The following is a 21,201-nucleotide window of genomic DNA, read 5'->3' as shown; positions in this document are numbered from 1 at the left end:
GGATTGAGATGAAGATTCGCAGGACAGTCGTCTGTACCGCCGTCGCGGCCGCCTTGGCTTCGGCGCTGACACCCTCGGTCGCACAGGCCGCCGAGACCTGCCAGACCTACACCAAGCGCTACTTCCTCGGCTCCGGCAGCACGATCACGCTCCGTGTCGCCTACGTCGATGCGGCGTTGAAAATCTGCTTCGGAGAAGCAGGAGTCAGTTCGTCGGCGGCGACGCAGACCGTCGGCACGACAGGGCCGGGCACGGCTTCCGGCTGGGACATCACCGCGGGCCCGGCCGTCGTGGAGGACCAGCGGCCGCGCCACGTCAAGGCCAAGTTCAGCGGGTCGCTGCGCAACTGCGTCGTGAAGATCAACCCGATCTGCTCGCCGGCCTCGCCGTACGAGATCTTCGGGGAGTACGCGCCGCCCGCTGTCGGACCGGCCGTTCCGGGGTGGTCACACGGCCCGAACGGCGACGTCGCGTACTACGACAACGCCTGACCCTTCAAGGCCACGAGGACGTCCAGGACGTCCCTGGGGTCCTCTCCGAGGTCGATCCGGCCGAACACCAGCAGGTGGTCGCCGGATTCGATCTCGAGGGTCGTGCTGTCCCGGCCGAGCCGGCGCGTGGTGCGCAGCCGGAGCCGGGCTTCGGTCCAGGAGAACCGGTGGGAGCCACCGACGGTCCTGACGAGGAGCCCCTCGGGCCCGGCGGCCAGCCTGGGCCGGAGCAGCGTCGAGTGCGCGGCGAGCGCGCCCGACGCGACCATGGCCAGCACCGTCAGCACAGTGCCGCCCAGGTCGCCCTCGATGGCCAGCCACACCGTTCCTGCCAGGAGCAACAGGGTGATCGCCCAGGCCACTACCACAACGTTCTGGCGTGCGGCCCAGGAGGTGGGGTAGTTATCCACAGGGGTTATCCACAATGGGGATGAGTCACACCGGTGTAATTCGGCGTCAAGCCGCCATCCGGAGTAATGCTCACCGCCAGCGCATCGTCATGAGCAGCCCGGCGATCATCAGCACGAAGCCGATGGCGAAGTTCGTGTTGCCCAGATCCGCCATGAAGGGGATCTTGTCGCCTGCGATGTAGTTGACGACCAACCACATCAGGCCGACGACCATGAGGCCGAACATCACGATCTTGTAGAACAGATTCGACGGTCCCGCGGCCTTGACCTTCACCGGCGTGCGGCGGTCGGTAAGCGGGGTGTACGCCGTCTTCTTGCGGACCTTGGACTTCGGCATCGTGTTCCTCGCGTACTGTTCGGCTTTCCTGGTGGCGATGACCCGCGTTCTCGGGTGCGCAACCAGCGCCACGTGCACACGTTAACGTAAACGAGCGCCGCTGGGCACCGTCCGGGACCGGTCGATTTCCCGCACTGTGACAATGGTGTCACACACGGTTCGGCAGTGGCATGGTTCGAGACTGAGGAGCTTGCGTGGCTGAGCGGGAAGAGCCGGGCGGGGATCGCCGGCGGTACTCCGAAAGACCGCCCGGGGAGAGGCGTCCGGCCCCCCGGCGTAGGCCGGAGGAGGGAACTTCGCCGCGTCGCAGCCCGGAAGAGGCGCCGATACCGCGTCGCAGGCCGCCTGTGGACAGGTCACCGGACAGTCCGCCGCCGCGACGCCGGATGGACGCGCCGCCGCCGCGCCGTCGTCCCGCTCCGCCTCCTGGATCGGCCGAAGAGACGGTCATCTTCGAGCCGGTCGGTGGCGGCACCGCGACCGAGGAACGCCCGCCGCGGGAACTCGGCAAGGGCGGCGTCGCCGTCCGGACCGTCGGGGAGCTCCTCATCACCGCCGGGCTGGTAGTGCTGCTGTTCATGGTCTACGAGGTCTACGTGACCGACCTGTTCTCCGCGGGCAAGCAGTCCGACGCGAGTTCCGAGCTGGACGGCGACTGGTCGAAGGACCGGCAGGTGCAGCCGGAACTGGTCGACGGGAAGGCGTTCGCCCGGATCCACATCCCGGCCTTCGGCGCCGACTTCAACTTCACCATCCAGGAAGGCACCACCGAGGCCGCGCTCGAAGTCGGCCCCGGGCACTACAAGGGCACCGCGCTGCCGGGCGAGCCGGGCAACTTCGCGATCGCCGGGCACCGCGTCGGTAAGGGCGCGCCGTTCAACGACCTCGACAACTTGAGCTCGTGCGACCAGATCATCATCGAGAACCAGACCGACTTCTACGTCTACAAGGTGCTTCCGTACAAGGACGAGGTCGAGGGCTGGGAAGCCGGCAAGGGCGCCGACCCGAAGTGCGCCCGGGTGGGCACGCTGCGGAACCCGAACGCCGTCGACGGCGGTGCCTACGGTGAGACCAACGGCCGCCGCGTCGTGTTCCCGACCAAGGGCGACACGGTGAACCCGGTGCCGTACAAGGACCCGGAGATCCTGCCGAAGGCGGAGCAGGCCTCGCTGCTGACGCTGACCACCTGCCACCCGCAGTTCTCCGCGCGGGAGCGGCTCATCATCCACGCGGTGCTGACCCAGCAGGTGCCGAAGAACCAGGTGGGCACCTACACCGAACTGCTGCCCAAGCTCTCGGAGGCGCGCTGATGTACGGCTGGATCTGGCGGAACCTCCCGGGGCCGTTCGCGGTGAAGCTGACGGCGGCGATCGTCCTCGCTCTCGGGATCGTGGCCCTGCTGATGTTCGTCATCTTCCCGTGGCTCGAACCGCGCCTGTGGTTCAACGAAGTGAGCGTCCAGTAGGCGTGCGTTTCGGCGTCTTCCTGGTCTCCGGGCGGTTTCCCGGGCAGGAGGACGCCGACGTCCTTCGCAGGTCGGTCGACGCCGCAGTCGCCGCCGAACAGGCCGGATTCGACGACGTCTGGTTCGCGGAGCACCACTTCATGCCGTACGGGGTCTGCCCGTCGGCGATCACCCTCGCGGCGCACGTGCTCGGCCGCACCGAACGGATAGCGGTCGGTACTGCGGTGAGCGTGCTGTCGATCGCGCATCCGGTGGCGCTCGCCGAACAGTGGTCGTTGCTGGACGCGGTCTCCGGCGGACGGCTGCGGATCGGCGTCGGCCGCGGCGGCCCGTGGCAGGACCTCGAAGTGTTCGGCACCGGTCTGCCCCGCTACGAAACCGGTTTCGAAGAGAGTCTCGACCTGCTGCTCGCGGCGATGACGTCGAAGACCGTTTCGGCCGACGGCGAGCACTTCGCGTTCCGTGAGGTGCCGATGGTGCCGAAGCCGCAGCGAGCCCCGCGCATGGTCGTGGCCTGCGGTGACGCGGAATCGCGCGCCGTCCGGCTCGCCGCCGATCGTGGGCTGCCGATGCTGCTCGGCCTGCACGCCGACGACGACGTCAAGATCAAGACCCTGGCCGCCTACGGGGATTCCGCGGCCGGGCACGTCTCGACGGTGATGTGCCAGGTAGGGGAGGACGCCGTCGAAACTGTGCGGTCCGCGCTACCCGGTTCCTTGAAAGAGGGTTTCGCCGGGCACGTGTACCTGAACGGCAAGCGGGGCATCGAAAAAGATCCGGTCTCCTACACCGACAGGCTGTGCGAGATGCACCCGATCGGCGGAGTGGAGTACTGCGTCGACAAGCTGGGAACGAGCATCCGGCGCACCGGGGTCTCCCACGTGATCATGATGGTGGAAGCATCCGGTACGCCGGAGGGAACGCTCGAGAACCTCGCGCGGATCGGCGCCGAAGTACTCCCTGCGCTAAGGCGCTAGCAGTCGCGCAGTTCCGGGCTCTGGTTCAGCAGCTGGCCGCGTGGCGAGACGAACGCCCGGTAGCGGTCACTGTCCACATGGGACTTCTTGAACACGGCGATCCGGTGGCAGTTCTGGAACGCCAGCTTCACGCCGAAGTGCCGCTCCAGTCCGCCGCGGATCGCGTCCGAGGCGAGCGCCCGCAGCAGCTGACCGCGCTCGGCCTCGCTGGGCGGTGGCGTCTCGTTGTCGGCGAACCCGTCCGCCGCGCCGTCGGCCTCCGCGATGACGCCGGTGATCACGGTCCAGGCATAGGGCAGGGATTCCCGGACACAGGCGACGAATTCAGCGTCGGAGACCTCCCCGCGCTCGGCCTTCTCAAGCAGCGCGGGCGATACATCCAGAGACATCGAACCTCCGAGAGAGACAGAGTGAACGTGGGCCGTCTCTCTGACTACCCACCCGCGGCCCGCACCACAAGAGAAAACGATCATCATCACCACTTTGGCGGTAAGTGCCGTCACTCCCAGCGAAAGAGCTTCGCCGCCACGACACAACTGCCCACCGCGAAGGCCGCCAGCACGGCGAGTTGCAGCGGCTGGGCGCCGGTGCCGGTCCAGGCGTCTTCGAGGGCTTTGACGCCCGGCGGGAAGTACGCGCCGATGTTCTGGATGACCTCGGGAAGCAGCGGACGCGGCAGCCAGACGCCGCCGAGGAACATGACCGGGATGTAGGCGATCATCGCGATCCCTCCCGCGGCGCGGCTGGTCTTGGCGACCGACGCGGCGATCAGGCCGAGGCCGAAGATCGCGGCGGTACCGAGCACGAACGTCAACAGGAAGCCGAGTGGGTCACGCGGGCTCGGGACGTCGAAGACCACGTCGGCCGTCACGAGGAGGATGCCGACCCCGCCGATCGTCACGGCGACGTTGATGATGAGCTGCGCCACCAGCAGTTGGGCCGGGTGTACCGGGGTGGTGGAGAAGCGGCGGAGGATGCCCTGTTCCCGGTAGGACGCGATGATCCCGGGGATCGACTGCAGGCCCATCATGGCCATGGTGAGCACGATCATCGACGGTACCCAGGCGTCGAGGAAGCGCATGCCCGTCGCTGTTCCGCTCTCCGCGCGAATGCCGGGGATCACCCCGAGCACGGCCGTGATGGCGGTCGGCAGCACGAGCCCGGAGATGACGAAGCCCGGCGTGCGGAGGGCGAGTTTCGTTTCGGTGATGGTGATCTTGGTGAGCGTGTTCATTTCTCGTCTCCCGTTTCAGTCGCGGCCGGTCAGGGTCACGAAGGCATCGTCCAAAGTGGATTTCCCGGCGCGGTCGCGAAGTTCGCCCGGGCTGCCGGTGGCGACCACGCGCCCGGCGTCGAAGATCGCGAGCCTGTCGCAGAGGCGCTCGGCTTCGTCCATGAAGTGCGTGACGAGCAGGACGGTGACGCCGGAGTCGCGCACCGTCTCGACGAGCTTCCAGGTGTCGCGGCGGGCGTGCGGGTCCAGACCGGTGGTCAGCTCGTCGAGAACGGCGACCTCGGGACGGCCGACCAGCGCGAGCGCGATCGAGACGCGCTGCTTCTGACCGCCGGAAAGCTTGCCGAAGTACTTGTTCCGCTGTTCGGTGAGACCCAGCTTCGCGAGCAGGTCACCGGTGTCGGCGGGATTCGCGTAGAAGGAGGCGTAGAGATCGAGCGCTTCGCAGACCTTGATCTTGTCCGGCAGGCGGCTCTCCTGGAGCTGCGAGCCGAGACGCTGCCGGAGCGCGGCGCGGTCCTTGTGCGGGTCGAGGCCGAGGACGGACATGGTGCCGGAGTCCGGGGTTCGTAGTCCCTGCAGGCATTCGACGGTGGTGGTCTTGCCGGCGCCGTTGGTGCCGAGGATCCCGAAGATCTCGCCCTGTTCCACGTGGAACGAAACGTCGTCGACCGCGACGTGCTCTCCGTACGTCTTGCGGAGGTTGGTGACTTCGATGAGTGGCATGCGAAAAACGTTATGGCGCAAGGGGTGCCGGCCAGAATGACGCTGAACCCACAGGTCAGGTGGAGTTTTGATGCCCCGGGGGTGGGGCTGGGCCCACCCTGATCGGGGGCCTGCGGTTACTGCGGTCCGCCCGGCCGGCGGGGGAGACTTCTCGCATGATCCGCAAGTACCTCACCTCAGTGCGCCGCGGCTTCGTGCTCGCGGGGCTGGCGCTGGTGAGCTGGCTGGACCTGCTGCTCGTCCTGGCGGGTTTCTGCCTGCTCTGCGTCGGCCTGATCTTCGCCTACACGCTGGCGCTCGAGGGAGTTCGGCCTCGCGCAGCGCTGACTCGGCGCCTCGCCGGACGCTGGTGCGGAGTCGAGATCGCGTCACCGTACCGGCCCGCTCCGCCCGCCCCCGAACGGGAGCGCGACGGCTGGTACCGCGACGGGAACAGCCTGTTCAAGCGGTCGTGGTTCCTTCGGCTGACCAAACGATTCGAATGGATCTCCGACGATCCGGCGACCGGCCGCGATCTCGGCTGGCAACTGTGGAACCCCCTGGCCGGACTGGTGCTCGTGCCCGCTGTACTCCTGGCAGGACCGCGCGCGCTGCGGGTTTACGGACGCTGGACCAGCTGGTGGCTCGGTCTTCGTGAGGGGACGCCGCGTGGCGAGGGTTGGTTCAAGCGGCACCTCAAGGCGCTGGGTTTCCAGATGGGACTGTTCGGGCTTTCGGCCGCGCAGCTCGGGATGGCGATCCCGACGCTGCTCACGCTGATCGGCCCGGCGCCGCTGTTCCCCACCCTCGTGGTGGCCGGGCGGAGCGTGACCGACACCTTGCGGCGAGAGGCGAAGAACTGGACCGGCGTCCGGATCGATCGCCCGTATCTGCCGGAGCCGTCGTTCCCCGTCCCGCGGGCGGACGGGATGTACCAGCACGGACGGCAGCTCTACGACACGCCGTGGTGGCCGGCGCGGCTGAGCCGCTGGCGCTGGGCGATCCGCGACCTGGCGACCTGGCGCGATCTGGCCGCCGCGGTGGTCAACTCCGTCGTCCTGCTGCTGATGCTGCTGCCGACGGCCGTGCTGGTGTTCTTCGGGTTCCAAGGGCTCCTGGCGCTGTGGGTGTGGCGGCCGATCGCCCAATGGACGGACACCGCCTGGTCGACCACGCACTGGTTCTCGATGATCGGGCTGCCCGAGGCGACCACGAATCTCGAAGCGCTCGCGCTGACACCGGTCGCCGTGGCGGCCTTCGTCGCCGGCTTGATCCCGACGCTGTGGCTGGCTCGCCTGGGTGCGCGCTTCGCGAAGCTGCTGCTGGGGCCGACGGAGGCTTCGCGGCTCGGGCAACGTGTCGCGCGGTTGAAGCAGACACGTACGGACGCTTCGGTCGCGCAGGCCGCCGAAATGCGGCGGATCGAACGGGACCTGCATGACGGGGTCCAGTCGCGGCTGGTCGCGATGGGGATGAAGCTGGGCGCCGTCGAAGCGCTGATCGACACCGATCCGGCCGCGGCGAAACGGCTGGCCGCGGAAGTGCGGCAGACGTCGTCCGAGACGCTGACCGAGCTACGGCTGCTGGTCCGCGGCATTCACCCGCCGGTGTTGTCCGAGCGCGGGCTGGCCGACGCCGTCCGGGCGATGGCGCTGGACAGTCCGATGAGAGCCACCGTCAGCGGTGAGCTGCCTCGGCTCGAACAGCCCGCGGAGGCTTGCGCGTACTTCACGGTCAGCGAGTTGCTGGGCAACGCGGCGAAGCACGGTGAAGCGCGGCGAGTGTCGATCGAGTTCGGTTACGACGACGGGGTGCTGCGGATCGAGGTGACCGACGACGGGAAGGGCGGCGCGAACGCGGCCCGGGGGACCGGGATTCGCGGGATCGAGCGCAGGCTGGGGGCGTTCGACGGTACTTTTGCTCTGACCAGCCCGCTCGGCGGGCCGACGAAGGCGACCGTGGAGATCCCGTGCCAGCTCGACCCCGATGTGTCGTCGCCGAAGACCAGTACCTCCTCCGAGACGGCCTGACGCATCTCTTGACCGCGCACGGTTTCGACGTCGTCGAGGCTGTCGGGACCGGGCCGGAACTGGAGCGCGCGCTGCGCGAACACCGGCCGGACGTCTCGGTCGTCGACGTCCGGATGCCGCCGACGAACACCGACGAGGGGATCCAAGTCGCCCTGGCGGCGCGGCGGGACATCCCCGGACTGCCGATTCTCGTGCTCTCGCAACACGTCGAGCAGCTTTACGCCCGCGAGCTGCTGGCCGACGGCGCCGGCGCGATCGGCTATCTGTTGAAGGACAGGGTCTTCAACGCGGACCAGTTCATCGACGCGGTGCGGCGCGTGGCGGGCGGCGGTACCGCGATGGACCCCGAGGTGATCGCGAAACTGGTAGCGGGCAACGCTTCCGATCCGCTCGCGGCGCTGACCCCGCGCGAACGCGAGGTACTCGAGCTGATGGCCGAGGGCTGCTCCAACGCCGCCGTCGCCGGGCGGCTGCACTTCAGCGAAGGGGCGGTGGGGAAGCACACCGCGAACATCTTCGCGAAACTCGGCATCGTCGCTTCGGACGACACGAACCGCCGAGTACTCGCCGTCCTGGCCTACCTGGGCTCCTGACCGCCGCTTCTGCGGGTCTGAAGTGTCATGAAAGGGTCTAACGGGACAAATTTCGTCCTGTTAGACCCTTTCATGACACTCCCGCGGCCCCGTTCGTGCCGGAAACGCCGTGAAGGCCACCTTGAGGGACTCAGAGTCCCTCAAGGTGGCCTTCACGGAATGCCGATAGTTGTCCACAACTGCTCCCCGCTGTGGATAACCCCCTCTGACCAGCCCTTTTGTCCGCCGCGGCCGATAGACTGGCCTCGGGGCCGCCCCCTGGGATGGGTGGGGGCTGCGTAGGTGAGTTAAGAGCGCGAGATCTGGGTCATTTCGTCGCGTTCGACGACCTTGACGCGGTCCCGGCCGTGCGGGACGCCGAGCGACTTCTCGTGGGCGTCGAGTTTGCCCCAGCCTTCCCAGGTGGTGAAGGGAACGCCGCGCTCGCTGAGGAAGTCGAGGATCGCGTCGGGGTCGTCCACGGCGGGGGTCGCCAGGGTGTCGGCGTCGGCCAGCAGGCTCGCGATCGTCTCCGCCGCGTCGCCCTTGGTGTGGCCGATGAGGCCGACCGGGCCACGTTTGATCCAGCCGGTCACGTAGACGCCCGGCACCTGGTCCTCGTCGATGTCCAGCACCCGGCCCGCCTGGTTCGGCACGGTCCCGGTGGTGTGGTCGAACGGGATTTCCGGCAGGTGCGACGACAGGTAGCCGACAGCCCGGTAGACGGCCTGGACGTCCCAGTCGTGGAACTCGCCGGTGCCGCGCACGTTGCCGTCACCGGTCAGTTCGGTGCGCTCGGTCCGCAGTCCCGTCACCTTGCCGTCGGAGCCGACGACCTCCGCCGGCGAGTGCAGGAAGTGCAGGTGCAGCCGCTTCGGCCGGTCACCCTGGTCGCGGATCGCCCACTCCTGCAGCGTCTTCACGACCATGTCGATCTGCTTCGACGCCCGCAGCGCGGTGATGCTGCCCTCGTCGAACTCGATGTCCTCCGGGTTCACGATGACCTCGACGTTCGGCGAATGGTCCAGCTCCCGAAGCTCGAGAGGCGTGAACTTCGCCTGCGCCGGACCACGGCGCCCGAACACGTGCACATCGGTGACCGGGCTGGCCTTCAGGCCCTGGTAGACGTTGTCCGGGATGTCGGTGCTGAGCAACTCGTCCGCGGTCTTCGCGAGGACCCGCGCCACGTCGAGCGCCACGTTCCCGACACCGAGTACGGCGACCGAGGTCGCGTTCAGCGGCCAGGTGCGCGGCACGTCCGGGTGCCCGTCGTACCAGGACACGAAGTCAGCGGCGCCGTAGCAGCCGTCGAGGTCGATCCCGGGGATGTCCAGCTGCCGGTCGGCCATGGCGCCGGTCGAGAAGATGACCGCGTCGTAGAACTGGCGCAGGTCCTCGAGTTTGAGGTCGGTCCCGTAGTCGACGTTGCCCAACAGCCGGATGTTCGGCTTGTCGAGCACCTTGTGGAGTGCGGTGACGATGCCCTTGATCCGCGGGTGATCGGGCGCGACGCCGTAGCGGATCAGCCCGAACGGCGCCGGCATGCGCTCGAACAGGTCGATCGTCACGTCAGCGTCGGACTTGTCGAGGATGTCGGCGGCGTAGATGCCGGCCGGACCGGCACCCACGATGGCTACACGAAGAGAACGGCTCACCCCTACCACGGTAAGTTAGGTTGCCCTAACAATCATTGTGATCTGGCGTACGGTCCACCTGGTGGGAGCCGCTAAGCTGGCGGCATGCGCGTGCTCGTCGTCGACAACTACGACAGTTTTGTCTACAACCTGGTCCAGTACCTGGCCCAGCTCGGCGCCGAGTGCACCGTCTGGCGTAACGACGTGGTGGAGCTGGAGAAGCTCGGCGAGTTCGACGCCGTCCTCGTCTCGCCCGGCCCGGGAACCCCGGAACGCGCTGGTCAGAGCATGGACGTCGTCCGCAAATGCGCCGAAGCCCGGATCCCGATGCTCGGCGTTTGCCTCGGCCACCAGGCCCTGGGCGTCGTCTTCGGCGCCACCGTCGATCGCGCCCCCGAACTGCTGCACGGCAAAACCAGTCAAGTCCACCATTCGGGCGCCGGTGTCCTCGTCGGACTACCCGGCGAATTCACCGCCACGCGGTATCACTCGCTGACCGTTTTGCCCGAAACCATCGACGACGCCGTGTTCGAAGTCACAGGCACCACGGAGTCGGGGATCGTGATGGGCATGCGGCACCGCGAGCTTCCGCTGGAGGGTGTCCAGTTCCATCCCGAGTCCGTGCTCACCCAGGGCGGGCACCGAATGCTCGCGAACTGGATGGCTTCGGCCGGGCACCCGGTCGCCGACGCCACCGTCGAAGAACTCGAACAGGCGACCCGCGCACTGCAGAAGGCCGCTGCTGCGTGACCTCGCTGATCCGGCTCGAAGGAGTCGGTAAGCGCTACGGCCGCGGTACCGCCGTGCTGGCCGGCGTCGATCTGGACGTCCCGGCCGGCCGCGTGATCGGCATCCTCGGCTCGAACGGCTCGGGGAAGTCGACGCTGCTCAGGATCCTCGCGGCGCTCTCCCGGGAAACCTCGGGAACCGTCGTCGGCAGCCCGCGCGTCGGCTACCTCCCGGACCGGTTCCCGGCCGGACAGCGGATGAGCGCCAGGGCGTACCTGCGGCATATGGCCCGCATCGACGGGCTTGTCGACTTGTCGGCCATCGAGCCGTTGCTGGACCGGCTGGCCCTGGTCGGCGGACCGGACGCGCCCCTGAGGACGCTGTCCAAGGGCAACGCCCAGAAGGTCGGCCTCGCCCAGGCCGTGCTGGCCGAGCCGGACCTGCTGATCCTCGACGAACCTTGGTCCGGCCTCGACGTCGAAGCGCACACCGTGCTCGGCGAAATCGTGGCCGAGACCAAGGAACGCGGCGCCAGCGTGGTCTTCACCGACCATCGCGCGGCCGCCGTCCACGCCCACGCCGACGACGTCTTCCGGATGGACGCAGGGAACCTGACTCGCGTCGCGGCGAAGGCCGAGACGGCGACGCGGATCGTCCTGCACGGCCCGGCCGGCGACTGGTCGGCGGAACCCGGCGTCAGCCAGGCCGTGGCCGAGGGCGAACGGATCGTCCTGACCGTCGAAGCCGGGCACGCGGACGCTGTCCTGCTGCGAGCGCTCAACCAGGGCTTTTCGGTCCGGGAGGTGGCGCCGTGCTCGCGATGACCCGCTACTACCTCGCACTTCTCGGTCATTCCCAGCGCTATCTCCCGGCGATCCTGGTCTACCTCGCGGTCAACACCGTGCTCTACACCGATCCGAAGTCGCCGCTGCTGCCGCAATACGGGATCAGCGCGGGTTCGCTGCTGGTGGTCTCGTGCTGGCTGACCATCGCGATGCTCGACATCGAAGACCCGGTGCAGCGGCTGGTCACCTTCAGCCACGCGCGCCGCTGGCGGTCGATCCTCGGCGGTGCCACGCTGGCCGTTTTCGGCTGCGCCGTCGCGCTGATCATCGTGACGCTCGCGTGGTCGATGCTCCGCTCCGGCAGTTTCCAGGCCGGCACTCTCGCGCTCGGCGCCGCCGCACACGCGCTCTGCGCGCTGTTCGGGATCGCGATCGGCCTGCCGTGTTCACGCCTGCTGGTCGCGCGGGTCGGCTGGTCGGTGCTGGCGGCGATCTTCGCCCTCGCCGCCGTGCTCCTGGTGAAATGGCTGCCGCTGGCCAATCCGCTGCTGCGCGCGCTGACCTCGCAGCGACCACTGGGCGGACCGCTCGCGCTGGCCGTGGTGACCGCGGTCCTCGGCCTGCTCATCAGCGCGACGGTCGTGGGACGGCTGCTCCGCCGCAACGCCTGATGGCTCGCCTTATCGTGCTCAACGGCCCACCTGCCTGTGGGAAATCCACGCTGGCCAGGAGATACGCCGACGACCACCCGCTGACCCTCGATCTCGACATCGACCGGGTCCGCGGCCTCCTCGGTGCCTGGCGGGACGATGCCGCGACAGCGGGCAGGCGTGCTCCGGCGGTTCGCCGACCGCACCCGGGCCGCGGCCGAGCCGGCGCACGTCGAGGCGGACGAAATGCTGCGGCGTTCCGGCGGGCCGGGGCACCTCGCGGCGATGTACGACCGGATCGTGGCTGTCGTCGCCGCGCGGCCGAGGGCGAAGGTCGTCCACACCAGCGCAGGCCGGATCGACGAGGCCTACCAAGGACTTCTCGACAGCTTGGAATGAGAAAGGCCCCGCACGGAAACCGTGCGGGGCCCTTTCATGCCGGCTGGATCAGCCGCCCGGCCTCGGGAACAACGGTGAACTCGTCGTCGGCGACGTTTGATCGCTCTCGAAGACGAACATCGTGATCGGCGCGTTCTTCGCCAGCTTCGAGCCTGCCTGCGGGTTGGTCTTGCTGACCTTGCCCTCGTCATCCCGGTCGCCGGTCTTGTCGGCCTGGGTGTTGAGCGGGCCCGACCAACCGAGTTCGCGCAGCTTGGCCTTCGCCTCATCCTCGGTCATGCCCTTGAGGTCCGGCATGTCGAAGGTGTCCTGGCTGCCGTCCGACACGGTCAGCTTGACCACACTGCCGACGGCGAGCTTGCCGCCGTTCGGGGTCTGGTCGATCACCGTGCCCTTGGGCTCGTCGGAACTCGAGGTGGTGACCGACGGGGTGAACCCAGCTCCCCTCAGGCCGGCTTCCGCCTCCGCCTGAGTCTTGCCCTTGTAGTTCGTGACCGTCTTCAGTTCCTTGGACTTGCCGATCGTGATGTCGACCTTGGAACCCTGGTCGACATCGGCCTGAGCACCCGGGTTCTGCGACAGGACCTTGCCCGCCAGGTTCGTGTCCTCGGTCTCTTCCTCGGTGATCGCACCGATCTTCAGACCCGCTGTGGTCAGTGCCGTATCAGCCTCGGTCTGGGTCTTGCCCTTGAGATCCGGCGCCTTGACCTTGCCCGGCTTCTGGCCGATGGTCAGCGTGATCTTCTCGGAGGTCGGCGTCAGCTTGCCTTCCGCCGGGTTGATCGTGAGGACCTTGCCGATGTCGTTCTCGTCGCAGGTGGGCGAGCCGTTGGTCGACGGAAGACCGCAGACGATCGTCTTGACGTCCTGGTTGTTGAATCCCGCGCTGCGCAGGGCGTCCCTCGCCGTGGCCTCGTTCTGGCCGACGACCTTCGGGATCTCCTTGCTCTCCGCCGCGGTGTCCTTGAAGGCGCCGGACAGCCACATGATCAGCAGCACCACGGCGGCCAGCGAGGCCACGAGACCGGCGATCAGCCACGCGCGACGCTTCTTCTTCGCGCCCGGATCCTCGGCGTCGTCCTCGTAGTTGTCGTAGCGCTGCGGGGCCCGGCGGTCCGAGTCCATCACCTGGGTGCGCTCGTCCTCCGACATCACCATCGGCGCGGCGGGCCGCTGGCCGGACAGCGTGCGGACCAGGTCCGAACGCATCTCCGCCGACGACTGGTAGCGGTTCGCCGGGCCCTTGGCGAGCGCCTTGAGCACGACGGCGTCGAGCTCGGGCGCCACGGCCGGGTTCACCGACGACGGCGGGTTCGGGTCTTCCCGCACGTGCTGGTACGCCACCGCGACCGGGGAGTCGCCGGTGAAGGGCGGCTCGCCGGTGATGAGTTCGTACAGCACACAGCCGGCGGCGTAGACATCCGAACGCGCGTCGACGGATTCACCGCGGGCCTGTTCCGGCGAGAGGTACTGCGCAGTGCCGATCACCGCGGCGGTCTGCGTCATCGCGGACTGGCCGTCGTGCATGGCGCGCGCGATGCCGAAGTCCATCACCTTGACGGCGCCGTTCTTCGTGATCATCACGTTCGCCGGTTTGACGTCGCGGTGCACGATGCCGTGCCGGTGGGAGAAGTCCAGTGCCGCGCAGACGTCGGCCATGACCTCCATCGCGCGCTTCTGTGACATCGGGCCTTCGGTCTTCACGATGTCGCGCAGAGTCCGTCCTTCGACGAACTCCATGACGATGTAGGGGAGAGTGCCGAACTCGGTGTTCGTCTCGCCGGTGTCGTAGACGGCGACGATCGCCGGGTGGTTCAGGGCCGCCGCGTTCTGTGCTTCGCGACGGAAACGTTCTTGGAACTGGGGATCCCGTGCCAGGTCGGCGCGCAGGATCTTGATCGCCACCTCCCGGCCCAGGCGCACGTCGTGTCCGTGGTGGACCTCGGACATGCCTCCGTAGCCGAGCGTGTCGCCCAGCTCGTAGCGGTTGCTGAGCAGTCTTGGTGTGCTCATCTCTGCGTGCCGTTCCATTCCGTCCAAGGTGTGCTCATCATGCCTGGATTGGCCTGCCCGGCCGATTCCTCGGCGCCGCCCTCCGTCGGCACCGCGGGGTACGCGGATGTCGGCGAGGGGCCCGCAGGCTTGTTACCCGGAACCGGTGCCTCTTCACTCGTTCCCACGCCGCCCGGCTGCTGTCCGTTGCCCGAACCGACCAGTCTCGCGATGAGGAAGACTCCTGCCACCAGTACTGCGATCAGGATCACCGCGAGAAGTACCCACCAACCCCATTGTGACCGTCTGCGGGCGGGTAGTCGCCGGACGGCCATCGGTGGCGGGCCGGTGACCGGATGCATCGCCGGGTGCGATGCCGGGCCGATCGCCGCCATCGGGTTCGACGGCGACAGTGGTGCGCCCGGGGGCATCGACTGCGGCATCACCGGCTGCTGGCCTGCCGCATACGCGACGTTGACCAGCCCCGACGGTGTCGGCAGCGGAAGCCCCGCGCGGACGGCCGCCACCGCGGCCGCGAACTCGCCGCCGCTGTTGTACCGCTGTCTCGGATCCTTGATCAGCGTCGCCTCGATGACCGCGCGGGTACCCGGCGGAACGTCCGGCGGGAGCGGCGGCGGCAGGTCGCGGATGTGCATCATCGCGACCGTCACCGCGTTCTCCGACAGGAACGGCCGGTGCCCGGTGAGGCATTCGTACCCGCACACGGCCAGCGAATAGACGTCGCTCGCCGGTTCGGCGTTATGCCCGAGCGCCTGCTCGGGGGCGATGTAGTGGGCGGTGCCCATGACCATGCCGGACCGGGTCACCGGGGCGGCGTCGGCGGCCTTGGCGACACCGAAGTCGGTGATCTTCACCTGCCCGGCCGGGGTGACCATGATGTTGCCCGGTTTGACGTCGCGGTGCACCAGGCCGGTCTCGTGCGCGGCCTGCAGCGCCTTCCCGGCCTGTTCGAGGATGTCCAGCGTGCGCTCGGCGGTCAGCCGTCCCTCGCGGGTGATGATCGCGGCCAGCGGATCGCCCTCGACCAGTTCCATCACCAGGTACGCGATGGACAGCTCGTCGGCGACCGTCTCGCCGTAGTCGTGCACCGCGGCGATGCCGGGGTGGTTCAGCGACGCCGTCATCCGCGCCTCGGTCCGGAAGCGGTGCAGGAATTCGGCGTCGCCGGACAGCTCCGCCTTGAGGATCTTGACCGCGACGGTCCGGTCCAGCCGCGTGTCACTGGCCTGCCAGACCTCGCCCATCCCGCCGACGGCGATCCGGTTCGTCAGCTTGTACCGGTCGGCCAGCAGCTGACCCGAGGACAGCATCCGCTATCCACCCCCGAGCATCGCGTTGACGGCGGCGCGGCCGATCTCCGCCGCCACGGTGCCACCGGTCGCTTCGAGCCCGCGGTTACCACCGGACTCGACGATCACCGAGACGGCGATCTTCGGGTCCATGGCCGGCGCGAAGCCGGTGTACCAGGCGTGCGGAGGGGTGTTCTTCGGGTCGTTGCCGTGCTCGGCGGTGCCGGTCTTGGAGGCGATCTGGATGTCGGGACGCTTGCCGGCACCCTTCGTGTTCTCCTCCGACGCGAGCATCATGTCGCGCAGGATCGCGGCGTTCGCGCTGGACAGCGCCGCGTCGCCGGTCAGTTCGGTCGGCGTGTAGTCCTCGATGGTCGAGAGGTTCGGCGCCAGCAGCGACTGCACGAGCTGCGGCTTCATCGCCATCCCGTTGTTCGCGACGGTCGCGGAGAGCAGGCAGTCCTGCAGCGGCGTCAGCCGCACGTCGCGCTGCCCGATCCCGCTCTGGAACAGCGAAGGCTTCGAGTCCAGCGGGCCGAGACCGGAGCCGGCGACCCGCATCGGCACGGTCAGGTCCTCGCCGATGCCGAAGTTCGTCGCCGTCGCTTCGAGCTTGTCCTTGCCGAGTTCACCGGCGAGCTCCGCGAAGGGGACGTTGCACGAGTACCGCAGAGCGTCCCTGAACGTGTTGCCCTTGCAGGTCGCGCCGCCGTAGTTCTCCAGCGTCGTCTGCGTACCCGGGAGCTTCACGTTGGGCGCGGTGTTGATCGGCATGTCCGCCGTCTTGCCGTTCTCCAGCGCTGCCGCGGCCGTGACCAGCTTGAACGTCGAACCGGGCGGGTAGGTCTCCGAAATCGCGCGGTTCAGCATCGGCTTCTTCGGATCGTCCTTCCACTGCGACCAGGCGGCGATCTGCTCCTTGCCGACGTGCGAAGCGAGCTTGTTCGGGTCGTACGACGGCGTCGACACCATCGCGAGGATCCGCCCGGTCTTGGGCTCCATCGCGACGACCGAGCCGGTGTAGCCCTTCTGCGTCATCAGGTCGTACGCGGCCTTCTGCACGGCCGGGTTGATCGTCAGCCGCACGTTCCCGCCGCGCGGGTCGCGGCCGGTGACCATGTCCGACAGGCGGCGCACGAACAGCCGCGGGTCGGAGCCGTTGAGGACTTCGTCCTCGGACCGTTCCAGGCCGCCCGAGCCGTAGTTGATCGAGTAGTAGCCGGTGACCGGCGCGTACATCGGGCCGTCGACGTAGTTCCGGATGAACTTGTACTTGTCGTTCGAGGGGTCGACCTTCGCGAGCGCGGAACCGTCGGGCGTGACGATCAGCCCGCGCTGGCGGGAGTACTCCTCGTAGAGCACGCGCAGGTTGCGCGAGTCCGTGCGGTAGTCGTCGGCCTTGACCACCTGGATGTAGGTGGCGTTGGCCAGCAGGAGCACCACCATGACGAGCATGGCGACGCCGACCTTGCGGAGCGGGGTGTTCACGTGGCACTCCCCTCACCGTTCGCGGACGGCCGCTGGACCATCACCGTGTGCGCTTCCGCGAGCGGCGCTTGCGGCTGTTGCGGCTTCGGCCGCGCGGCGGGTTTGCGGGCGGCGTCGGAGATTCGGAGCAGGAGGGCCACCAGGATGTAGTTCGCGAGAAGTGAAGAACCACCGCGGGAGAGGAACGGGGCGGTGATCCCGGTGTTCGGGATCAGGTTCGTGACGCCGCCGACGACGACGAAGATCTGCATGATGAGGGCGAACGACAGGCCGCCGCCCAGAAGTTTGCCGAAGGTGTCGCGGACCGCGAGGGCGCTGCGCATACCGCGCATCGCCAGGATCAGGTACAGCATCAGCATCGCGGCGAGGCCGATGAAGCCGAGTTCCTCGCCGATCGCGGTGGTGATGAAGTCCGTCTTGGCCTCGGGGACCATGTCCGGTCGTCCGGCGCCGAGGCCGGTCCCGCCGACGCCGCCGGTCCCGAGCCCGAACAGGCCCTGCGCGACCTGGTAGCCGCCGCCGTCGTCGTTGTAGGTGGCGAGCGGGTCGATCCAGTTCCTGACGCGCTGCTGGACGTGGGTGAACAGGTTGTAGGCGATGATCGCGCCGGCGGCGAAGAAGCCGACGCCGAGGACCACCCAGATGATCCGCTCGGTCGCGACGTACAACATCACCAGCGTGACGCCGAAGAACAGCAGCGACGTCCCGAGGTCCTTCTCGAACACCAGCACACCGAGGCAGGCCGCCGCCGCGATCAGGATCGGGCCGAGGTCACGGGCGCGCGGCAGTTCGATGCCGACGACCTTCTTGCCCGCGACCATGAACAGGTCCCGCTTCGTCACCAGGAACGAAGCGAAGAAGATCATCAGCAGGATCTTCGCGAACTCGCCGGGCTGGATCGAGAAGAACGGCAGCTTGATCCAGACCTTCGCGCCGTTGACCTCGGAAAGGGACGACGGCAGCACCGCGGGCAGCGCGAGCGCCACGATGCCGACCAGACCGCAGGTGTAGCCGTAGCGGGTCAGCGTGCGGTGGTCGCTGATCACGACCAGCACCACCACGAACAGGACCAGCGAGACCGCGGTGAACAGCACCTGCTTGGTGACGTCCGGGGTGTACTCCTCGCCCCGCTGGATCGCCCGCTCCGCCAGGGCCAGGTCGATCCGGTGGATCATCACCAGGCCGAGGCCGTTGAGCAGCGCGACGCACGGCAGGATCACCGGATCGGCGTACGGGGCCCAGCGGCGGACCGCCAGGTGAGCCGCGGTCAGCACCGCGAGGTAGGACAGTCCCAGCCAGATGATCGAGCTGGTGAGCTCCTGCTCCTGGTTCGCCTCGACCAGCACGAGCGCGATGGTGACGATGAACGTCGCGAACGCCAGCAGGACGAGTTCGGTCCCACGCCGGGTGGGCAGCTCGCGTGGAGGATTCGTCGCGAACTGGGCCGAAGCCGGATCGGCGAGCGGCGTGCTCATCAGTTACCGCCCCCTGGTGCTGCCGTGGCCGGCGTCGAGCAGTCCCTCCCCGCTGGCTGGTTCGCCGAGCTCGGCGAGGCGGGGGTAGAAGGGGGTACCGCCGACGAAGACACCGGCGGCGTGGAAGTCGAACTGGTGTCCGGTTTGCAGTCGGCCAGCTGCTTCTGCGGCCGAAGGAAGTCGTCGATGTACTTGCGGGCGTCGTCGAGGTTGTCCTTCTTGACGCCGTTCTTCACCGCGAAACGCGCGTCCTCCTGAAGGCCGGGCACCAGCAGCTTTTCGGTGCACAGACCGCCCGGCGGGCACGAACCCTGCTCGTAGGCGTGCAGGTCGATGCCGAGGATGCTGCCCGGGACGCCGCGGTAGATCACGACCTCCTCGCCAGGACCCTCACCGACGTAGTACTGGCTCAGGACGAAGTAGCGCGTGGCGATCGCCGCCGCGCCGAGCACGATCAGGACGACCACTGCTCCCGCCAGCCAGCGAAATCGCCTCCGGCGCTTGACCTTCGGGTCCTCCTGTGGGGGCTGGACCTCGGGCCGCGGCTGCGGCGCGGGCTGGGTCAGCGCTCGGGCGCGGGCGGCGGGGGAGTCGCCCTGGTGGAATTCGTCACTGCCGTCCCCGGCGGCGCCGCCCACGATGGGCGCGTCCTCACCGAAGTCGACGTCGACGACGTCGGCGATGATCACCGTGACGTTGTCCGTGCCGCCGCCCTTGAGCGCCAGTTCGATCATCCGGTCCGCGCAGGCCTGCGGGTCCGGGATCTGGATGGCCTCGGCCAGCGTCTCGTCGCTGACCATGCCGGACAGGCCGTCCGAGCAGATCAGGTAGCGATCGTGGGCACGGGCCTCGCGCACTGTCAGGCTCGGCTCGACCTCGTGGCCGGTGAGCGCCTTCAGCAGCAGCGACCGCTGCGGGTGCACCGCGGCCTCTTCCGGCGTGATCCGGCCCTGTTCGAGAAGTTCGTTGACGAAGCTGTCGTCGCGCGTGATCTGCGAGAACTGCCCGCCACGCATCAGATACGCCCGCGAGTCGCCGACGTGCACGACACCCATCCGCGAACCGGCGAACAGCACGGCGGTCAGGGTCGTGCCCATCCCGTCGAGGTCCGGGTCCTGCTGGACGAGCTCGGCGATGGCGGCGTTGCCGTTCTGGACGGCCTCGCGCAGCTGAGCGAGGAGGTCGTCGCTCGGGTCGTCGTCGTCGAGGGGCGCGAGGGAGGCGATGACGACCTTGCTGGCCACCTCACCCGCGGCGTGGCCGCCCATGCCGTCGGCGAGGGCGAGCAGGCGGGGACCGGCGTACACGGAGTCCTGGTTGCTGGAACGCACCAGGCCCCGGTCGCTGCGAGCCGCGTAGCGGAGGACGAGAGTCATGGGCGAAGCTCGATCACCGTTTTGCCGATCCGGATGGGGACTCCGAGCGGGACCCGGAGGGGTGCCGTGACCTTAGCCCGGTCGAGGTACGTGCCGTTCGTCGAGCCCAGATCTTCCACGTACCAATCCTCCCCGCGCAGGGCGATGCGAGCGTGACGGGTCGACGCGTAGTCGTCGTCAAGCACCAAGGTCGAGTCGTCGGCACGGCCGATCAGGATCGGCCTGCCGTCCAAGGCGATCCTGGTACCGGCCAGCGCGCCATGGGTCACGAGCAGCTGCTGCGGCGATTTCCCGCCGCGCGGCTTCTTGTTTTCCTTTTTCTTGCGACCGAACGTCGGGACGGCCACTCGCAGCCCTGAGGCCGCGTAGAGGTCCGAGCGGACGACACGCAACGCAGCGAACACGAAGAGCCAGAGCAGCACGAGAAAGCCCACTCTGGTGAGTTGAACGACCAGCTCTGGCACTTGTTGTGTCCGCTCCCGCTTCTGTTCGCTGCGGAGAGCCTCGGTCGTCCGGGATGGTCGGTTCCGAACAGCCTTGCCCTCCGCATACGACCTCCGGTGCCGATCCACCGCAGGCCCCGCACCGCAATTCTGCGGTACCCCCTCCAGCCGCCGCCGGTCAGCCCTGCGTACGGAACACGAGAGACGAGTGGCCCACGCGGATCACGTCGCCGTCGGCGAGCTGCCAGGTCTGGACCGGAGTGCCGTTGACGGTCGTGCCGTTCGTCGAACCGATGTCCGCGAGCGTCGCGCTCTGGCCGTCCCAGGTGATCTCCAGATGACGACGGGAGACCCCGGTGTCCGGAAGCCGGAAGTCGGCGTCCTGGCCCCGGCCCACGACGTTCCCACCCTGCTTGAGCGAGTACGAGCGGTTCGAGCCGTCGTCGAGCTGGAGGCTCGCGGCGAGTGCGCGGCCGGCTGCCGGCTGGCCGCCGTAGCCGCCACCCTGCTGCTGCGCGTACGGGTCCGCTGCCGGCTGGCCGTACGCCTGCTGCTGAGCGCCGCCGGCGTACTGGTCGTAGCCGGGCTGTTGCTGCTGGCCGCCGTATTGGTCGTAGCCGGGCTGCGGGGCGGCGCCGCCATAGCCCTGGTCGTACCCGGGCTGTTGCTGCTGGCCGCCGTACTGGTCGTAGCCAGGCT

Annotated in this window: 23 protein-coding genes; 10 read left to right on the top strand and 13 right to left on the bottom strand. The window is 68.3% G+C overall.

The window, feature by feature from the left end; translation table 11 throughout:
• Positions 1–8: 8 nt before the first annotated feature.
• On the top strand, positions 9–491 hold the full coding sequence (locus ACLJRL_RS38045; RefSeq protein WP_410661243.1) for a hypothetical protein: 483 nt from the start codon (positions 9–11) through the stop codon (positions 489–491).
• Here the strand turns inward: ACLJRL_RS38045 and ACLJRL_RS38040 are convergent.
• Positions 476–853, bottom strand: coding sequence for a PH domain-containing protein (locus ACLJRL_RS38040; protein WP_410661242.1), 378 nt, complete (start codon positions 851–853; stop codon positions 476–478). The genes ACLJRL_RS38045 and ACLJRL_RS38040 overlap by 16 nt on opposite strands.
• Before the next feature lie 118 nt (positions 854–971).
• Positions 972–1,238 carry a cell division protein CrgA gene (gene crgA / locus ACLJRL_RS38035; protein WP_410661331.1) on the bottom strand — a complete coding sequence of 89 codons (267 nt, stop codon included), beginning with the start codon at positions 1,236–1,238 and terminating at the stop codon, positions 972–974.
• A gap of 386 nt (positions 1,239–1,624) precedes the next feature.
• Here crgA and ACLJRL_RS38030 point away from each other — a divergent pair, with 386 nt between their 5' ends.
• From ACLJRL_RS38030 to ACLJRL_RS38020, 3 genes are read left to right on the top strand one after another with little or no spacing between them, the layout of a single operon-like run.
• Positions 1,625–2,548 (top strand): class E sortase, encoded by a 924-nt coding sequence (locus tag ACLJRL_RS38030; RefSeq protein ID WP_410661330.1) that lies wholly within the window; start codon positions 1,625–1,627, stop codon positions 2,546–2,548.
• On the top strand, positions 2,548–2,703 hold the full coding sequence (locus tag ACLJRL_RS38025) for a hypothetical protein (RefSeq protein WP_410661241.1): 156 nt from the start codon (positions 2,548–2,550) through the stop codon (positions 2,701–2,703). Before ACLJRL_RS38030 ends, ACLJRL_RS38025 begins: the two co-directional genes overlap by 1 nt.
• 2 nt (positions 2,704–2,705) lie before the next feature.
• Positions 2,706–3,680 (top strand): LLM class flavin-dependent oxidoreductase, encoded by a 975-nt coding sequence (locus ACLJRL_RS38020; protein ID WP_410661240.1) that lies wholly within the window; start codon positions 2,706–2,708, stop codon positions 3,678–3,680.
• Here the strand turns inward: ACLJRL_RS38020 and ACLJRL_RS38015 are convergent.
• The 3 genes from ACLJRL_RS38015 to ACLJRL_RS38005 all read right to left on the bottom strand — a co-directional run bounded on the left by ACLJRL_RS38015 (position 3,677) and on the right by ACLJRL_RS38005 (position 5,640).
• Complete coding sequence (locus ACLJRL_RS38015) at positions 3,677–4,069, bottom strand: SCO5389 family protein (RefSeq protein WP_364021696.1); 393 nt, start codon at positions 4,067–4,069, stop codon at positions 3,677–3,679. The genes ACLJRL_RS38020 and ACLJRL_RS38015 overlap by 4 nt on opposite strands.
• 110 nt (positions 4,070–4,179) lie before the next feature.
• Positions 4,180–4,914, bottom strand: a complete 735-nt coding sequence (locus tag ACLJRL_RS38010; protein WP_410661239.1) for an ABC transporter permease — start codon at positions 4,912–4,914, stop codon at positions 4,180–4,182.
• 15 nt (positions 4,915–4,929) lie between these two features.
• Entirely contained in the window at positions 4,930–5,640 is a 711-nt protein-coding gene (locus tag ACLJRL_RS38005) for an ABC transporter ATP-binding protein (RefSeq protein ID WP_410661238.1), read from the bottom strand.
• Between the two features lie 155 nt (positions 5,641–5,795).
• Between ACLJRL_RS38005 and ACLJRL_RS38000 the strand changes: the two genes are divergently transcribed.
• Together ACLJRL_RS38000 and ACLJRL_RS37995 are read left to right on the top strand one after the other, a co-directional pair.
• Positions 5,796–7,649: a histidine kinase gene (locus tag ACLJRL_RS38000; protein ID WP_410661237.1), complete on the top strand. Its 1,854-nt coding sequence runs from the start codon at positions 5,796–5,798 to the stop codon at positions 7,647–7,649.
• On the top strand, positions 7,589–8,242 hold the full coding sequence (locus ACLJRL_RS37995) for a response regulator (protein ID WP_410661236.1): 654 nt from the start codon (positions 7,589–7,591) through the stop codon (positions 8,240–8,242). Before ACLJRL_RS38000 ends, ACLJRL_RS37995 begins: the two co-directional genes overlap by 61 nt.
• A gap of 287 nt (positions 8,243–8,529) precedes the next feature.
• On the opposite strand, the gene ACLJRL_RS37990 is transcribed toward ACLJRL_RS37995, so the two are convergent.
• Positions 8,530–9,849: an FAD-dependent oxidoreductase gene (locus tag ACLJRL_RS37990; RefSeq protein ID WP_410661329.1), complete on the bottom strand. Its 1,320-nt coding sequence runs from the start codon at positions 9,847–9,849 to the stop codon at positions 8,530–8,532.
• A gap of 111 nt (positions 9,850–9,960) precedes the next feature.
• On the opposite strand from ACLJRL_RS37990, the gene ACLJRL_RS37985 reads away from it, so the two are divergent.
• From ACLJRL_RS37985 to ACLJRL_RS37970, 4 genes are all read left to right on the top strand, one after another.
• Complete coding sequence (locus ACLJRL_RS37985) at positions 9,961–10,605, top strand: aminodeoxychorismate/anthranilate synthase component II (protein ID WP_410661235.1); 645 nt, start codon at positions 9,961–9,963, stop codon at positions 10,603–10,605.
• Positions 10,602–11,408 carry an ATP-binding cassette domain-containing protein gene (locus ACLJRL_RS37980; RefSeq protein ID WP_410661234.1) on the top strand — a complete coding sequence of 269 codons (807 nt, stop codon included), beginning with the start codon at positions 10,602–10,604 and terminating at the stop codon, positions 11,406–11,408. The genes ACLJRL_RS37985 and ACLJRL_RS37980 overlap by 4 nt, the downstream gene beginning before the upstream one ends.
• The gene (locus tag ACLJRL_RS37975) at positions 11,396–12,040 is read left to right on the top strand and encodes a hypothetical protein (protein WP_410661233.1); all 645 of its coding nucleotides are present in this window, start codon (positions 11,396–11,398) and stop codon (positions 12,038–12,040) included. Before ACLJRL_RS37980 ends, ACLJRL_RS37975 begins: the two co-directional genes overlap by 13 nt.
• Positions 12,041–12,178: 138 nt before the next feature.
• Positions 12,179–12,418: a hypothetical protein gene (locus ACLJRL_RS37970; protein ID WP_410661232.1), complete on the top strand. Its 240-nt coding sequence runs from the start codon at positions 12,179–12,181 to the stop codon at positions 12,416–12,418.
• A gap of 48 nt (positions 12,419–12,466) precedes the next feature.
• On the opposite strand, the gene pknB is transcribed toward ACLJRL_RS37970, so the two are convergent.
• The 7 genes from pknB to ACLJRL_RS37935 form a co-directional block, all read right to left on the bottom strand.
• Positions 12,467–14,431 (bottom strand): Stk1 family PASTA domain-containing Ser/Thr kinase, encoded by a 1,965-nt coding sequence (gene pknB / locus ACLJRL_RS37965; RefSeq protein ID WP_410661328.1) that lies wholly within the window; start codon positions 14,429–14,431, stop codon positions 12,467–12,469.
• Positions 14,428–15,741 carry a protein kinase domain-containing protein gene (locus ACLJRL_RS37960; RefSeq protein ID WP_410661231.1) on the bottom strand — a complete coding sequence of 438 codons (1,314 nt, stop codon included), beginning with the start codon at positions 15,739–15,741 and terminating at the stop codon, positions 14,428–14,430. The genes pknB and ACLJRL_RS37960 overlap by 4 nt, the downstream gene beginning before the upstream one ends.
• 3 nt (positions 15,742–15,744) lie before the next feature.
• Positions 15,745–17,208 (bottom strand): peptidoglycan D,D-transpeptidase FtsI family protein, encoded by a 1,464-nt coding sequence (locus ACLJRL_RS37955; protein ID WP_410661230.1) that lies wholly within the window; start codon positions 17,206–17,208, stop codon positions 15,745–15,747.
• Positions 17,205–18,683 carry an FtsW/RodA/SpoVE family cell cycle protein gene (locus ACLJRL_RS37950; protein WP_410661229.1) on the bottom strand — a complete coding sequence of 493 codons (1,479 nt, stop codon included), beginning with the start codon at positions 18,681–18,683 and terminating at the stop codon, positions 17,205–17,207. Before ACLJRL_RS37950 ends, ACLJRL_RS37955 begins: the two co-directional genes overlap by 4 nt.
• On the bottom strand, positions 18,683–20,059 hold the full coding sequence (locus ACLJRL_RS37945; protein ID WP_410661228.1) for a protein phosphatase 2C domain-containing protein: 1,377 nt from the start codon (positions 20,057–20,059) through the stop codon (positions 18,683–18,685). Before ACLJRL_RS37945 ends, ACLJRL_RS37950 begins: the two co-directional genes overlap by 1 nt.
• Positions 20,056–20,523 carry an FHA domain-containing protein FhaB gene (locus ACLJRL_RS37940; protein ID WP_007030429.1) on the bottom strand — a complete coding sequence of 156 codons (468 nt, stop codon included), beginning with the start codon at positions 20,521–20,523 and terminating at the stop codon, positions 20,056–20,058. The genes ACLJRL_RS37945 and ACLJRL_RS37940 overlap by 4 nt, the downstream gene beginning before the upstream one ends.
• A 157-nt stretch (positions 20,524–20,680) precedes the next feature.
• Positions 20,681–21,201 (bottom strand): FHA domain-containing protein (locus ACLJRL_RS37935; RefSeq protein WP_410661227.1); only part of this gene is annotated, 521 nt, incomplete at its 5' end.

It is taken from the genome of Amycolatopsis sp. lyj-112 (genome assembly GCF_046549055.1).
Taxonomy (GTDB): domain Bacteria; phylum Actinomycetota; class Actinomycetes; order Mycobacteriales; family Pseudonocardiaceae; genus Amycolatopsis.
This window is presented reverse-complemented; position numbering and strand designations above follow the sequence as displayed.

What these genes read in the sequence shown, in the direction of transcription:
- ACLJRL_RS37960 (WP_410661231.1), bottom strand. Translation starts at nt 15,741, where the DNA reads ATGCTGTCCTCGGGTCAGCTGCTGGCCGACCGGTACAAGCTGACGAAC.
- pknB (WP_410661328.1), bottom strand. Translation starts at nt 14,431, where the DNA reads ATGAGCACACCAAGACTGCTCAGCAACCGCTACGAGCTGGGCGACACG.
- ACLJRL_RS37950 (WP_410661229.1), bottom strand. Translation starts at nt 18,683, where the DNA reads ATGAGCACGCCGCTCGCCGATCCGGCTTCGGCCCAGTTCGCGACGAAT.
- ACLJRL_RS37970 (WP_410661232.1), top strand. Translation starts at nt 12,179, where the DNA reads ATGCCGCGACAGCGGGCAGGCGTGCTCCGGCGGTTCGCCGACCGCACC.
- ACLJRL_RS37945 (WP_410661228.1), bottom strand. Translation starts at nt 20,059, where the DNA reads ATGACTCTCGTCCTCCGCTACGCGGCTCGCAGCGACCGGGGCCTGGTG.
- ACLJRL_RS38025 (WP_410661241.1), top strand. Translation starts at nt 2,548, where the DNA reads ATGTACGGCTGGATCTGGCGGAACCTCCCGGGGCCGTTCGCGGTGAAG.
- ACLJRL_RS38015 (WP_364021696.1), bottom strand. Translation starts at nt 4,069, where the DNA reads ATGTCTCTGGATGTATCGCCCGCGCTGCTTGAGAAGGCCGAGCGCGGG.
- ACLJRL_RS38010 (WP_410661239.1), bottom strand. Translation starts at nt 4,914, where the DNA reads ATGAACACGCTCACCAAGATCACCATCACCGAAACGAAACTCGCCCTC.
- ACLJRL_RS38030 (WP_410661330.1), top strand. Translation starts at nt 1,625, where the DNA reads ATGGACGCGCCGCCGCCGCGCCGTCGTCCCGCTCCGCCTCCTGGATCG.
- crgA (WP_410661331.1), bottom strand. Translation starts at nt 1,238, where the DNA reads ATGCCGAAGTCCAAGGTCCGCAAGAAGACGGCGTACACCCCGCTTACC.
- ACLJRL_RS38045 (WP_410661243.1), top strand. Translation starts at nt 9, where the DNA reads ATGAAGATTCGCAGGACAGTCGTCTGTACCGCCGTCGCGGCCGCCTTG.
- ACLJRL_RS38005 (WP_410661238.1), bottom strand. Translation starts at nt 5,640, where the DNA reads ATGCCACTCATCGAAGTCACCAACCTCCGCAAGACGTACGGAGAGCAC.
- ACLJRL_RS38000 (WP_410661237.1), top strand. Translation starts at nt 5,796, where the DNA reads ATGATCCGCAAGTACCTCACCTCAGTGCGCCGCGGCTTCGTGCTCGCG.
- ACLJRL_RS37985 (WP_410661235.1), top strand. Translation starts at nt 9,961, where the DNA reads ATGCGCGTGCTCGTCGTCGACAACTACGACAGTTTTGTCTACAACCTG.